The sequence below is a fragment of the Mogibacterium kristiansenii genome (assembly GCF_009695905.1).
In the GTDB taxonomy this organism is placed as follows: domain Bacteria; phylum Bacillota; class Clostridia; order Peptostreptococcales; family Anaerovoracaceae; genus Mogibacterium_A; species Mogibacterium_A kristiansenii.
Genome location: NZ_VUNA01000001.1, coordinates 23,876 through 36,780 on the forward strand (window position 1 = coordinate 23,876; position 12,905 = coordinate 36,780).

Genomic DNA, 12,905 nt, shown 5'->3' on the forward strand with positions numbered 1-12,905 from the left:
CAGTCTCCTTTATTCTTTATCTTCCAGTGGGTCGATTACGATGTACTTGGAATCCAGCGGGTTGATATGGCAGAGCCTGAGCTTTAGCCTGTTTTCTGCAGGGCAGTTCACCAGGATGTAATAGCCGGTCTCTTTAGCAGGCTCCCAGGCTGTCTTATAGTTGGCCATGTGATCCAAGAATCTCTCCACATCGTTTTCACCCTGAGCTCTGTATTCATGAGGGAGCATGGATCCTTTCTTGTAAAAGAAGGCTCTCTCAAACTCTCGGTTCTCAGGATTCTCCGGATTGTCGCAAACAAGCAGTTCGATATCCTCTGGCGGAATCTTATCGGTAAAGTTGTGCATCGCATCATATAAAGTCATAGCATTCATCCTTTCATGGGTAAAAGTCAGGCGGCAGCAGGGTTTTGCTACCGCCTTGGGATTAATGGTTACTGGTTATGGATTAGTCGAGGAAGTCGTCATCATCCTCAGTTGCAAAGTCATCCTCAGCACGGGACTTGCCGCCGAGAGGCTCACCGTCACGAATCTTCTGGAGATTGTTGAGGCCGCAGGCGATACCCTTATTGCCGTTGGAGTTAAATGCGTAGAGATTGATGGATGCTCTTGCATATACGCCGCTGTACACTTCGGAACGCTCTAAGATCGGCTGTCTGTCTGCATCTACGATGCCAGGGGCAGTAGCAGAGTTGGCGTTGATGAAGTAAGCATTCTTGTATGCCTCATCGTCAGGTCTTTCAAGGTCTCCGTCACGAAGGGGAGTCTTGATAGCGGTGAGAGGGGGAACGGACTTGCCATTGCCCTTAAGCTTGCTCTGGCCTTCGTCATAAGCTGCCTGGATTGCTGCATTGATCTTCTCGATTGTCTTGGTATCGGACTTCGGAATGATGAGCGATACGCTGTACTTGGGAGCACCACCGTTGATACTCTTAGGATCCCATACATTTGCATAGGAAAGTCTTGTGTTTACACCTGTAATAACCTTAGTAGGATTTACCATCTTATTAGCCATAATTATTTTCCTCCTTAAATTTCATCAAAATCATCTTTGGCTGTATTGAGTGCCGGGCGTTTATCGCTCTCAGGCACCAGTGCAGGTTTTCCTGGCGGCTTTGCTACCAGTCCACCTAATAACTCTTCAAATTTCTTCTTTCCAAGCAGGGAAGTCATTGCTGTAATTCCGAGAAGCTTCTTCTCATAGGGATCATATCCATTGTTTTCCACCACAGAGGCCACGGCCTTTTCATCGGTGTACTTGCGGTTGGATTTGCCTTCCACCACCTTGAATCCCTGATAGCTGACACCACTTAGAGCCTGTTGTAAGGCGTAGTCCTTGATGTCGTTTGCCCAGGAAATCAGCTGATCAATCTTTGGCAGGATTTCTGCAATTTCGGATTCCTCCAGTTTGGCAGGAAGCTCGAAGTCGTAAGCTGCAAGCTCCATGTTGTATTCCGCACGTTTTCTGCAGGTGGCTTTCACCTTGCAGAACTGGCAGTGGTCACCGGCATGAAACTCGCCTTCTCCGTTGTAAGCCAGCTGTGCCGTAGGAGCTAAGAAGGTGTCTGCCCAGTTAAGCAGATTTTCTTTGCTGATCTGGAAGGTGCTGACGTTGTCGCGTCTTGGCTGGAAGATTGTCATTTCCACAGATTCGATATCATAGATCCCGTCATAGAGATCCAAGGCACCAAGCGCATAGCACATCATCTGAGGATTGTTTTCTGCCTCCACGAGGATGCCCAGACCGTATTTGAAATCTATAATCTGGAGCACTTTGTCTGCCACGATCAGGCAGTCGCCGGTGCCGAAACCATCGGGAACCCATTTGGAAAAATCTAATCTCTGTTCCACCAGCACTTGTGGATCCTTGCAGTACTGCTTGGCTTTCTCATACTGTTCCATGCAGTAGTTGCAGTATTCGTCGGTGCAGGTTTCCATTTCCTGATCATAGAAGTCCAGGTTCTCTGTCGGGTCCTTCACATCCTGTCCCAATGCCTTCAATACTTTGTACTCACAAAGCTCATGGGCATCGGTGCCTTGTTTCGCATAGGGAGAAGCTTCGTCTCTGATCTCTGCACAAAGCTTTGCACTGGGTGGACATGACAGCCACCTATGTGAGGCTGAGGCAGAGAGGTATGCGTGTCTAGGCATCGGTCAATCCCTCCACTTCTTTTACGAGGGCGGGATAGCTGTCTGCCGGAATGTCGGTAAGACTGCCACCGTTGCCATACTTCTTTACCAGGGCTTTCACCTGAGCCTTGAACTGGCCACCGGCTTCATTTGCCTTGGCTGCAAGAAGGGCTCTGACATCTTCCTTGGAATAGGTAGGAATCTCTGCCTTTGGAGCAGCTTCTTCCTTTTTCTTAGGTGCCGCCTTCTTTTCCGGTGTTGCTGCAGGAACTTCGTCTGCCTGGAAGCATCCCTTGATAGCATTGGCTGTCTGGATCATCTTTTCGCCACAGGAGATGAGGTCATCTAACACCTGTGACAATTCGCTCATTTTGCTCATCTTGTCATTCTCCTTATTCTCCTTATTCTGAATATTCTGTTTTGTCTGGGGAGCCGCCTCCGTTTTACCAGGGCGGCTTAAGAAACCGTTTTGTCGTTCATTGTCTACCTCCGTTTTGCTTTCTAATGTTCTAGGTATCAGAAAAGGTGTTTTTCCGATTTTTCATGAAAAATATTTTTGAGATTCATCGGTTTTCGTCCTTTTCACAGGTCTAGGTATCATCTGGGGCGGTTTTCCGATTTTCTTGGAAAATATTTTTTGCTCCGTCAGGCTTCTGACCTTTACAGAGGACTAGGTATCAGATAGAGGCATTTTCCGATTCATAAGCAAAAAAATTTCCGGTCAGAGATGGCCGGATTTTTCTTTTTATAAGGAAACGATGCAGGACGAAAACAATATTTTTGAAAAAGTTTGGAGAAAAATCGGAGAACAGGCGGAACTGATACCTAGACCCTTGGAAAGCCAGAAATGGCTTTACTACTTCAAACGAAAGAGGTGGTTCCTATGGGTGTAGCGGACTTAAAGCAGGCAGTTACCTATTTAGTAAGCAGATAGCAGGAGGCAGAAGAATGCGTTTTATTTTACAGACGGCAAATGTGACTGCAGAAGCTACGAACTGCGTGTATCCCAACAAGGTGGAGGTCACGTCAGCGGATGAGCTGAAGGAAGCAGTGAAATTTGATCATGTGTGCGGTGAGTTTCAGAAGAACTACCGTAGCATCAGTAATTTTAAGAAAACAAATGTGGTGGTCATGGATTGTGACAATGACCATTCGGAGAACCCGGACGACTGGATCACCATGGAGAGCCTGGAAGAGCGTTTCGAAGATATCGACTATGCAGTGGCGCCGAGCAGACATCACATGGTGGAGAAGGACGGGAAGGCGGCAAGACCAAAGTTCCATGTGTATTTTCCTATTGAAGAGACAGACAGCGCGGAACGTTGTGCAGCCATTAAGAGAGCCATCCACAAGGCATATCCCTTCTTTGATGACAATGCACTGGATGCGGCCAGATTCATTTTTGGCTCTGATGTCAGTGAGACCGTATGGCATGAAGGCTGGATCACCATCGATCAGGAAGTGACCGTGGAAGCGACAGAGGAAAAATCAGAAGCCCAGGAAAAGCAGACAGGTCCGATTCTGGAAGGCAACCGCAACAATACCATGAGCCGTTTTGCCAGTCGTGTCCTTAAGAAGTACGGCGTGACGGATAAGGCAAAGGAAGCATTTGACCTGCATGCCAGAAGATGTGATCCGCCGCTTCCTGAGGAAGAGCTGAATACCATCTGGAGTAGTGCGGTTCGTTTCTATAAGAAAACTATCGTTACCCAGGAAGGCTATGTGGCACCGGACGAATACAATGCAGAGTTTGGATCCATTCAGCCTGAGGATTATTCGGACATGGGAGAGGCCAAGGCACTGGTGGATGAGTATAAGGATGAGCTTCTTTATACGGATGCAACAGAGTTCTTAAGTTATGACGGTATCTGTTGGCGTGAGAACAGACAGAAGGCAGTCGGTGCTGTGGAGGAATTTCTGGATATGCAGTTGGTGGATTCAAAGGGACAGCTCAATGATTGTTCTCAGGCACTGCTCGATGCGGGAATCCCGGAAAGAGTTGTGAGAGCCGGTGGCAAGGCTTTGGAAAAGCTGATCACACCGGAACTGGAAGATGCCTTCAAGCAGTATCAGGCGGCAAAGGCCTATTACGCATTTGTCATGAAATACAGAAATTATAAGAACATTGTGAATACCCAGAGCGCAGCAAAGCCGATGGTGGCTGCTGACATCAGCATGTTTGATGCCCAGGAGAATTTCCTTAATACTCCGTCAGCGACCTATGACTTGAAGCTTGGCATGGCCGGTGCAAGACCGCACAGAGCCACAGATCTTCTGACCAAGATCACTAACTGTGCACCGGGAGAGGAAGGCAAGGACCTCTGGGAGGAAGCACTGAACCTTTTCTTCTGTGGAGATCAGGAACTGATTGAGTATGTGCAGGAGACGGTTGGTCTGGCGGCAATCGGAAAGGTGTATGTGGAAGCCTTCATCATTTCTTATGGCGAAGGTCGAAACGGTAAGTCAACCTTCTGGAATACCATTTCCAGAGTGCTTGGTACCTACTCGGGAGCCATGTCGGCGGATGCGCTAACAGCCGGATGCCGTAGAAATGTGAAGCCAGAGATTGCAGAGCTTAAGGGCAAGAGACTGGTGATTGCGGCAGAGCTGGAAGAGGGAATGAGACTTTCTACATCGATTCTCAAGCAGCTTTGCTCTACCGATCAGATCCGCGGGGAGAAGAAATTTATGGATCCCTTTGATTTCACACCTTCCCATACCGTGGTGCTTTATACCAATCATCTTCCTAAGGTTGGTGCATCGGATGATGGTACCTGGAGACGTCTGATCGTCATTCCTTTCCATGCAAAGATTGAAGGCTCATCAGATATTAAGAACTATTCGGATTACCTGTATGAGCATGCCGGTTCTGCCGTCATGAGCTGGATCATTGAGGGCGCCCAGAAGGTGATTGCCCATGAGTACAAGATTAAGCCGCCTAAGGTGGTAGCGGACGCCATCAGTGAATATCGTGGCATGAACGATTGGCTCAGCCAGTTCCTGGAGGATTGCTGTGATGTGCAGGACGGTTACGAGGAAAAGTCAGGTGAACTCTATCAGGAGTACAGAGCCTATTGCCTTCGTACCGGGGAGTATGCACGCAACAATGCTGACTTCACTGCCGCTCTGGAGAAGAGAGGATTTCTTCGTAAAAAGAAGAAGTCAGGCATGTGGGTGCAGGGTGTGCAGCTCAAATCAGAAGATTTTGCATAACTGAAATGACAAAAGGTGCAGGGTGTGCAGGACAAATACATATTACGCGTATAGGGAATTTTTTGAAAAAACTCCTTATAGGAAAGTATAGCAATGGCCTGCACCCCCTGCACCCTCACAAATTTGATGGAGGAATCGCAATGAACTTTTATAGATGGATGATGAGCAAGCATTTAAGAACAGAGGCACCCGTGGGAGACCTTGCCCGGGATATGAAAGGCGACAAGGATTTTCCGCATGATGGAAATCTTGATGAAATTCTCGAATACCTGGAAAGCAAAGGTGCCTGTTTTGGTTGTATGGATGCCTGCATGGAGGCCTGGAAGCAATATGAGAGAGAAAGTCATAGAGCAAAAACTGGTTCAGGCAGTTAAAGACAGAGGCGGGATCTGCCCCAAGTTCGTATCGCCAGGATTTGATGGAATGCCTGACCGGGTGGTGTTTTTGCCCGGTCGGCACTTCGGACTGGTGGAGGTAAAGGCTCCTGGGGAGAAGCCGAGAGCTTTGCAGTTATCAAGGCACAGATTATTGGAAAAATTAGGATTCCATACTTACATTCTGGATGGAATCGAGCAAATCGGAGGAATTTTAGATGATATACAAGCCACATGAGTATCAGAAATATGCAATCGAATTTATAAAGCAGCATCCCATTGCAGCCATATTACTTGATATGGGTATGGGAAAAACAAGTATTGTGTGTACGGCCATCAATGACCTTCTGTATGACAGCTTTGAGATTTCTAAGGTGCTAATTATCGCACCATTACGAGTTGCCAGAAATACATGGTCAGATGAGATTGAAAAGTGGGATCACCTGCATGGCCTTCGTTATTCCATCGTAGTGGGAACGGCGGCTGAGAGAAAAAAGGCATTGGCAGCGGATGCGGATATTTTCATTATCAATCGGGAAAATGTTCCCTGGCTTATTGAGGATAGTGGGTATCCCTTTGACTACGACATGCTGGTTGTGGATGAGCTTTCATCCTTTAAGAACTGGCAGGCAAAACGCTTTAAGTCACTGATGAAGGTGAGACCTAAGGTGAAGAGAGTTGTGGGGCTTACCGGTACACCTTCCAGCAATGGACTGATGGATCTGTTTGCTGAGTTCAAGCTTTTGGATATGGGAGAGCGACTGGGGAGGTTTATCAGTCAGTATCGACTAGATTTCTTTAAGCCAGATCGCATGAATGGTCCGATTGTTTATACCTATAAGCTGTTACCAGGAGCTGAGGAACGCATTTACAACAAGATCTCAGATATCACCATTTCCATGAAGGGAACGGATTACCTGGAAATGCCTAAACTGATCAGCACCGAGTACATGGTGCATCTGGATCCTGATGAAAAGGAAAAGTATGAGGCACTCAAAAATGAGCTGGTGCTGCAACTCCCTGGTGGAGAGATTACAGCTGCCAATGCCGCTTCATTATCCGGGAAGTTATGCCAACTTGCCAATGGTGCCATTTACGATGATGACGGTTCAGTGAATGTCTTTCATGACAAGAAGTTGGATGCATTGGAGGATCTGATCGAAGCAGCTAATGGAAAACCTGTCATGGTGGCCTATTGGTTTAAGCATGATCTGGCAAGAATCATTGAGCGACTGACCAAGCTGGGCGTGAACTTTCAGAAGATTGATTCGGATGCCAGTATCAAAGCATGGAATGCAGGGGAGCTTCAGGTAGGTCTGATCCATCCAGCCTCTGCAGGTCATGGATTAAATCTTATGAGCGGTGGCAACGTGATAGTGTGGTTTGGACTTACCTGGAGCCTTGAGCTATATCAACAGACGGTTGCAAGACTCTGGCGGCAGGGACAGACGGAAAAGACTGTTTCCATTATTCACATCGTGACAGAAGGCACTGTGGATCAGAGAATCCTGAAAGCTTTGGAAGCAAAGGACAGCACACAGGCCGCACTGATTGATGCAGTGAAGGCAGAGGTAGGTGATGCCTGTGGCAACTAAGAATCTGGCAGAGGATCCTTATGAGAGACTGGCCAATGCCATTATCTTAAGTGCTGTTTCGGATTACCGGGCAGCGCTTCGAAGAATTAAGAAAAGTCCAGACAATCATTTGGCAATCGACGAAGCCTTGCAGATTGAGAAGTTCTTTCGAGGTTCCTGGTATCAGTGTCTCACATCTGTGGACGGGGATTTCTTGATCAGCAAGCTTCAGGAGGAAATCCGAGGGAAATAAAAATTTTCGGAGGTAGATTATGAACGCAAAAGAGTATTTGAGCCAGGCTTTTAAAATCGATAATGATATCAACAGTAAGCTGGAGCAGGTAGCTGCTTTAAGGGAGCTTGCCATCAAAGCAACCAGCACCATTTCCGATATGCCTGGCAGTCCAAACAGAAATATTCACAAGATGGAAGATGCCATCGTTAAGCTGACGGATCTGGAAGCAGAGCTGAATGCGGATATCAATGAGCTGGCATCCTTGAAGGTGGATATTACCCATGTGATTAAGAAGGTAGATAGCAGACAGGAACGAAATGTTCTGGAAAAAAGATACCTTTGCTACGAGACCTGGGAGCAGATCTCCGTGGATATGGGTTACAGCATCCAGCACACATTCCGTATTCACGATCAGGGCTTGCAGAAAGTGGATGAGATTCTAAAACATGAGAGTTCATGTGATAGAATGAGAGTTACCTAATGTGTTATTGTTATAATGCGGAAAGCAAAATGGAACAAGGCCTTGAGAGAGAAATCTCCCAGGGCTTTTGTTGTAGGAAGGAAGTGAAGCACATGCCTTACAGAAGCAATGTGCCATGCAAGCATCCGGGCTGTGCCAAGCTGATTCCTCATGGACAGATGTATTGTGAGGAACATCAAAGCCTGCATCGGAATGATCGTGCCTCTGCTTGTGAGAGAGGATACGGTGCCAGATGGCAGCGGGAACGAAAGAAGTTCCTGGACACGCATCCATTTTGCGTAAAGTGCTATGAGGAAGGTAAGCTTACCAAGGCGTCAGTCGTGGATCATATCATTCCACATCGTGGAGATCAAAAGCTCTTTTGGGATCGTGGTAACTGGCAGCCTTTGTGCGAGCATTGCCATAATGTAAAGACCATGACGGAAGATCGGTACAAAGAATACAAATTCTGACGATGGGGTAGGGGCGGTCGAAATCTCTGGAAGCTATAGGCTCCAAGACCGGCGCCCCCTCTTCTGTGCAAAATCGCGAAATGAAAAATGAAATCTGGGGAAAGGAGGGATTCCGATGGCAGGTAGAAAACCTAAGCCAACAGCAGTAAAAAAGCTGGAAGGCAATCCGGGAAAAAGAAAACTGAATACGAAAGAGCCGATGCCAGGTAAGGGAATGCCCGACTGTCCAAAGTGGCTATTACCTGAAGCAAAGGAAGAATGGAACAGACTCTGTGAAAAACTAAATCAGATGGGTGTTCTTACGGATATAGACAGAGCTGCATTTGCTGCTTACTGTCAGTCATATGCAAGATGGAAAGAGGCTCAGGAGCATATCGATTCTGAGGGTGCAACCTATGAGACAGAAAACGGTATGCAACGACCTAATCCTTATGTGGCTATCTGCAATACAGAACAGAGACTTATGATGTCAGCTGCGTCAGAGTTTGGACTTACACCTTCTGCAAGATCAAGAATCATGGCAGCATCATCTGCAAATAAAAATGATGTTGATGAGATGGAGGCTTTACTTGGGGGTGATTCTTAATGGCAAAGGAACCGAGACCAAAGGGATATCCAAAGCTTAAGAATTACAAACCTTCTCAGTTTATGCTTCCTACTTCTCATTATGATAAGAAAAAAGCAGACAGGGCGGTTACTTTTATTGAGAACCTTTGTCACACAAAAGGCAAATGGGCGGGAACACCATTCTGGCTATTACCGTGGCAGGAACAACTGATAAGAGATATTTTTGGAATTGTAAAACCTGATGGAAACAGGCAGTTCCGTACTGCATTTGTGGAAATATGTAAGAAAGTAGGAAAGAGCGAATTAGCAGCAGCTGTCGCTCTTTATTTATTGTATGCGGATAATGAACCTTCAGCTGAAGTATATGGAGCAGCTGCAGACAGGCAACAGGCTTCCATTGTTTTTGACGTAGCAAAGCAGATGGTTGAGATGTCACCAGCTCTGATGAAACGTTCAAAGCTGATGGCGGCAACCAAGAGAATTGTCAATTATGGCAACGCCGGTTATTACCAAGTGCTGTCAGCAGAGGTTGGTGGTAAACACGGATTTTCAGTAAGTGGCTTGGTGTTTGATGAAATCCATACCCAGCCAAATAGGCAGCTATATGATGTCCTTACCAAGGGCTCATCAGATGCAAGGCAGAATCCGCTTCATTTTATTATTACGACTGCAGGTAATGACAGACATTCGATTGCTTTTGAGTTGCATACCAAGGCTGTTGATATCTTGGAAGGCAGGCGAGTGGATCCTACTTTTTATCCTGTGGTTTATGGACTAAAGGATGATGAAGATTGGGAGGATGAAGCAAATTGGTACAAGGTCAATCCTTCCCTTGGATATACGGTTGATATCGAAAGACTTCGTGACGCATACCGTGAAGCAAAGCAGAATCCAGCCGATGAAATCACATTCAAGTGGCTTCGTATGAATATGTGGGTATCAAGCACAACAGCATGGATCCCTGATGCAATCTATATGAGAGGCAATGAGTCGATTGACATGGATGCTCTGGAAGGAAGAGACTGTTATGCAGGTTTGGACTTATCCAGTACAGGTGATATTACAGCTCTGGTGCTGATGTTTCCACCAAGGGATATGACAGAGAAGTACATTGTGCTTCCATTCTTTTGGGTGCCGGAAGATACGATACCAAGAAGAGTTAAAGCCAATTCCGTTCCTTATGATGTGTGGGAAAAGCAGGGGTATATCTTAGCAACTGAGGGTAATGTCATTCACTATGATTTTATCGAGAAATTTATTTATGACCTGGCTGAGAAATATCACATCTTGGAAATAGCGGTGGATAGATGGAATGCGACACAGATGATTCAGAACTTAGAGGGCGAGGGATTTACCATTGTTCCTTTTGGTCAGGGATTTTCTTCAATGTCAGCTCCTACGAAAGAGTTCTACAGACTTTTGATGGAAGGACAGATTATTCACGGAGGACATCCGGTACTTAGGTGGATGGCAGGTAATGTAGTGATTGACACAGATCCTGCTGGCAATATCAAAGTTACCAAGGCTAAGTCAAAAGAGAAGATAGATGGTATTGTTGCTGCGATTATGGCTCTTGATAGATGTATCCGTCAGGAAGGTCAGAGTGGTAGCGTTTACGATGAGAGAGGATTATTGGTGTTTTAAGATGAAGGGAATTATCGCAGGAGTTCTTATAGTGATTGTTGGTGTAATTGCTCTAGCGGTTACAGGATTCATACAGATAGTAAGAGCCTGGAGCGATATTTTCAGATAAGGAGGCTTTATGGGATTTTTCAGTAGCATATTTCGTGGAAGAGATGCTCCCACAGATAGAACTTCCGGCAGTGCGTATTCATTCTTTATGGGTGGAAGTACTTCTGGAAAAAGAGTAAATGAAAGAACAGCGATGCAGATGACGGCGGTGTACTCCTGTGTGAGGATATTGTCGGAGGCGGTGGCCGGACTTCCTTTACAGTTTTACAGATATACAGCAGATGGTGGTAAGGAAAAGGCGGTGGATCATCCGCTTTATTTTTTACTCCATGATGAACCAAATCCGGAAATGACAAGCTTTGTGTTCCGTGAGACTTTGATGACACATTTGCTTTTGTGGGGGAATGCGTACAGTCAGATTATTCGAAATGCAAGGGGCGAGATTATTGCACTTTATCCGTTGATGCCGGACAGGATGACGGTAAATCGGGATGGGGATGGACAACTTTATTATGAGTATTACATGAATACAGAGGATGCTCATACCATGAAGGGTACAACGGTGATATTACAGCCTCACGATGTATTGCACATTCCGGGATTAGGGTTCGATGGTCTTGTAGGCTACAGTCCTATCGCAATGGCAAAGAATGCGATTGGTATGGCGATAGCCTGTGAAGAGTATGGCGCAAAATTTTTTGCAAATGGTGCAGCTCCATCTGGTGTATTAGAGCATCCGGGAACGATTAAAGATCCAAGTCGTGTGAGAGAATCATGGCAGGCAACCTTTGGTGGTTCTGCTAATGCTAACAAGGTGGCGGTATTGGAAGAAGGTATGAAGTACACACCGATTTCCATTAGCCCGAATGAAGCACAGTTTTTGGAAACAAGAAAATTTCAGATTGATGAGATAGCTCGAATTTTTAGGGTACCACCTCACATGGTCGGTGACTTGGAGAAATCGAGCTTTTCTAATATTGAGCAGCAGTCACTTGAATTTGTGAAATATACTTTGGATCCCTGGGTGGCAAGATGGGAGCAGGCTATGGTCAGAGCTCTTCTTACTCAGGAAGAGAAGAAGACATATTTCTTTAAGTTCAATGTAGACGGCTTACTCAGAGGTGATTACCAGAGCCGAATGAACGGTTATGCAACAGCAAGGCAGAACGGCTGGATGTCAGCGAATGATATCCGTGAGCTTGAAAATCTTGATCGCATTCCAGCTGAGGCCGGCGGTGATTTGTATCTCATCAATGGAAATATGACAAAGCTGGAGGATGCAGGAATATTTGCTACAGGTGCATCCGAATCTACTACTGAGCCGGAAGAGAATCAGAAGAGTAGAGGGCAGCCTGGCAGAACAAGAAACAAAAGCAAAGCTGAGAAGGTACTTGAACACTTGAGTGCTGAGGGCTTTGGAAAGGATGGTAGTTAATGAAGAGGAAATTTTGGAACTGGATACAGAACCAGGATGAGGGCGAACTCGAATCGAGGACGCTCTTTTTGAATGGAGAAATTTCAGATGAAACCTGGTACGGGGATGAGGTTACTCCAAAGCTTTTCAAAGATGAGCTGAACATGGGTAAGGGTCCGATTTCAGTCTGGATCAACAGCCCCGGCGGGGATGTGTTTGCTGCAGCTCAGATTTACAACATGCTGATGGATTATCCATACGATGTGGCAGTCAAGATTGACGGACTTGCAGCTTCTGCGGCATCCGTGATTGCAATGGCTGGAACTACGGTGGAAATGAGTCCTGTTGCAATGATGATGATTCACAATCCTGCGACGATCGCAATCGGAGATTCTGAGGAAATGAAGAAGGCGGTAAAGATGCTGGACGAAGTGAAGGAATCCATTATGAATGCTTATGAGATCAAGACTGGTCTTGCAAGAGACAAGATTTCAAAGCTTATGGATGCTGAGAGCTGGTTCAATGCGAAAAAGGCAGTGGAGCTTGGCTTTGCAGATAAAATCCTGTTCGCTGACGGACAGGGGGATGTAACTAATGACGCTGGTGAGGGGATTGCGGTTAGCGATGAGATGAGTGCTCCTGTGATGTTTTCCAGACAGGCGGTTATGAATTCCATGCTTTCCAAACTGATTCCACCTAAGAAGCCAGTAGAGAAGCGTACTCCGGTAGAACAGCTGGAGAAGAGACTGAGCTTGTTATCGCATTGATAGCAGGCT

15 protein-coding genes are annotated in these 12,905 nt (G+C 46.2%); 11 read left to right on the forward strand and 4 right to left on the reverse strand.

Annotated elements, in window-relative coordinates:
- Positions 1 to 9 precede the first annotated feature (9 nt).
- From FYJ65_RS00125 to FYJ65_RS00140, 4 genes are all read right to left on the reverse strand, one after another.
- The gene (locus FYJ65_RS00125) at positions 10 to 363 is read right to left on the reverse strand and encodes a hypothetical protein (RefSeq protein WP_154553322.1); all 354 of its coding nucleotides are present in this window, start codon (positions 361 to 363) and stop codon (positions 10 to 12) included.
- 82 nt (positions 364 to 445) lie between these two features.
- Positions 446 to 1,012 carry a DUF2815 family protein gene (locus tag FYJ65_RS00130; protein WP_154553323.1) on the reverse strand — a complete coding sequence of 189 codons (567 nt, stop codon included), beginning with the start codon at positions 1,010 to 1,012 and terminating at the stop codon, positions 446 to 448.
- A gap of 14 nt (positions 1,013 to 1,026) precedes the next feature.
- Entirely contained in the window at positions 1,027 to 2,148 is a 1,122-nt protein-coding gene (locus FYJ65_RS00135) for a DUF2800 domain-containing protein (RefSeq protein ID WP_154553324.1), read from the reverse strand.
- Entirely contained in the window at positions 2,141 to 2,506 is a 366-nt protein-coding gene (locus FYJ65_RS00140; RefSeq protein WP_154553325.1) for a hypothetical protein, read from the reverse strand. The genes FYJ65_RS00135 and FYJ65_RS00140 overlap by 8 nt, the downstream gene beginning before the upstream one ends.
- A 569-nt stretch (positions 2,507 to 3,075) precedes the next feature.
- On the opposite strand from FYJ65_RS00140, the gene FYJ65_RS00145 reads away from it, so the two are divergent.
- From FYJ65_RS00145 to FYJ65_RS00195, 11 genes are all read left to right on the forward strand, one after another.
- Positions 3,076 to 5,340, forward strand: coding sequence for a phage/plasmid primase, P4 family (locus tag FYJ65_RS00145; protein ID WP_154553326.1), 2,265 nt, complete (start codon positions 3,076 to 3,078; stop codon positions 5,338 to 5,340).
- A gap of 5 nt (positions 5,341 to 5,345) precedes the next feature.
- Complete coding sequence (locus tag FYJ65_RS09475; protein WP_206157223.1) at positions 5,346 to 5,714, forward strand: sterile alpha motif-like domain-containing protein; 369 nt, start codon at positions 5,346 to 5,348, stop codon at positions 5,712 to 5,714.
- Positions 5,671 to 5,952, forward strand: coding sequence for a VRR-NUC domain-containing protein (locus FYJ65_RS00155; RefSeq protein WP_154553327.1), 282 nt, complete (start codon positions 5,671 to 5,673; stop codon positions 5,950 to 5,952). Before FYJ65_RS09475 ends, FYJ65_RS00155 begins: the two co-directional genes overlap by 44 nt.
- Positions 5,933 to 7,309: a DEAD/DEAH box helicase gene (locus tag FYJ65_RS00160; RefSeq protein WP_154553328.1), complete on the forward strand. Its 1,377-nt coding sequence runs from the start codon at positions 5,933 to 5,935 to the stop codon at positions 7,307 to 7,309. The genes FYJ65_RS00155 and FYJ65_RS00160 overlap by 20 nt, the downstream gene beginning before the upstream one ends.
- Complete coding sequence (locus tag FYJ65_RS00165) at positions 7,299 to 7,541, forward strand: hypothetical protein (RefSeq protein WP_328603020.1); 243 nt, start codon at positions 7,299 to 7,301, stop codon at positions 7,539 to 7,541. The genes FYJ65_RS00160 and FYJ65_RS00165 overlap by 11 nt, the downstream gene beginning before the upstream one ends.
- Positions 7,542 to 7,560: 19 nt before the next feature.
- Positions 7,561 to 8,004 carry a hypothetical protein gene (locus tag FYJ65_RS00170; protein ID WP_154553330.1) on the forward strand — a complete coding sequence of 148 codons (444 nt, stop codon included), beginning with the start codon at positions 7,561 to 7,563 and terminating at the stop codon, positions 8,002 to 8,004.
- Positions 8,005 to 8,096: 92 nt separating this feature from the next.
- Positions 8,097 to 8,456: an HNH endonuclease signature motif containing protein gene (locus tag FYJ65_RS00175; protein WP_154553331.1), complete on the forward strand. Its 360-nt coding sequence runs from the start codon at positions 8,097 to 8,099 to the stop codon at positions 8,454 to 8,456.
- A gap of 115 nt (positions 8,457 to 8,571) precedes the next feature.
- Positions 8,572 to 9,042 carry a phage terminase small subunit P27 family gene (locus FYJ65_RS00180; RefSeq protein WP_154553332.1) on the forward strand — a complete coding sequence of 157 codons (471 nt, stop codon included), beginning with the start codon at positions 8,572 to 8,574 and terminating at the stop codon, positions 9,040 to 9,042.
- A complete protein-coding gene (locus FYJ65_RS00185; RefSeq protein ID WP_206157224.1) occupies positions 9,042 to 10,667 on the forward strand; it encodes a terminase large subunit in 1,626 nt (541 codons plus the stop codon). Before FYJ65_RS00180 ends, FYJ65_RS00185 begins: the two co-directional genes overlap by 1 nt.
- A 118-nt stretch (positions 10,668 to 10,785) precedes the next feature.
- Positions 10,786 to 12,150 (forward strand): phage portal protein, encoded by a 1,365-nt coding sequence (locus FYJ65_RS00190; protein WP_154553333.1) that lies wholly within the window; start codon positions 10,786 to 10,788, stop codon positions 12,148 to 12,150.
- Positions 12,150 to 12,896, forward strand: coding sequence for a head maturation protease, ClpP-related (locus FYJ65_RS00195; RefSeq protein ID WP_154553334.1), 747 nt, complete (start codon positions 12,150 to 12,152; stop codon positions 12,894 to 12,896). Before FYJ65_RS00190 ends, FYJ65_RS00195 begins: the two co-directional genes overlap by 1 nt.
- Positions 12,897 to 12,905 lie beyond the last annotated feature (9 nt).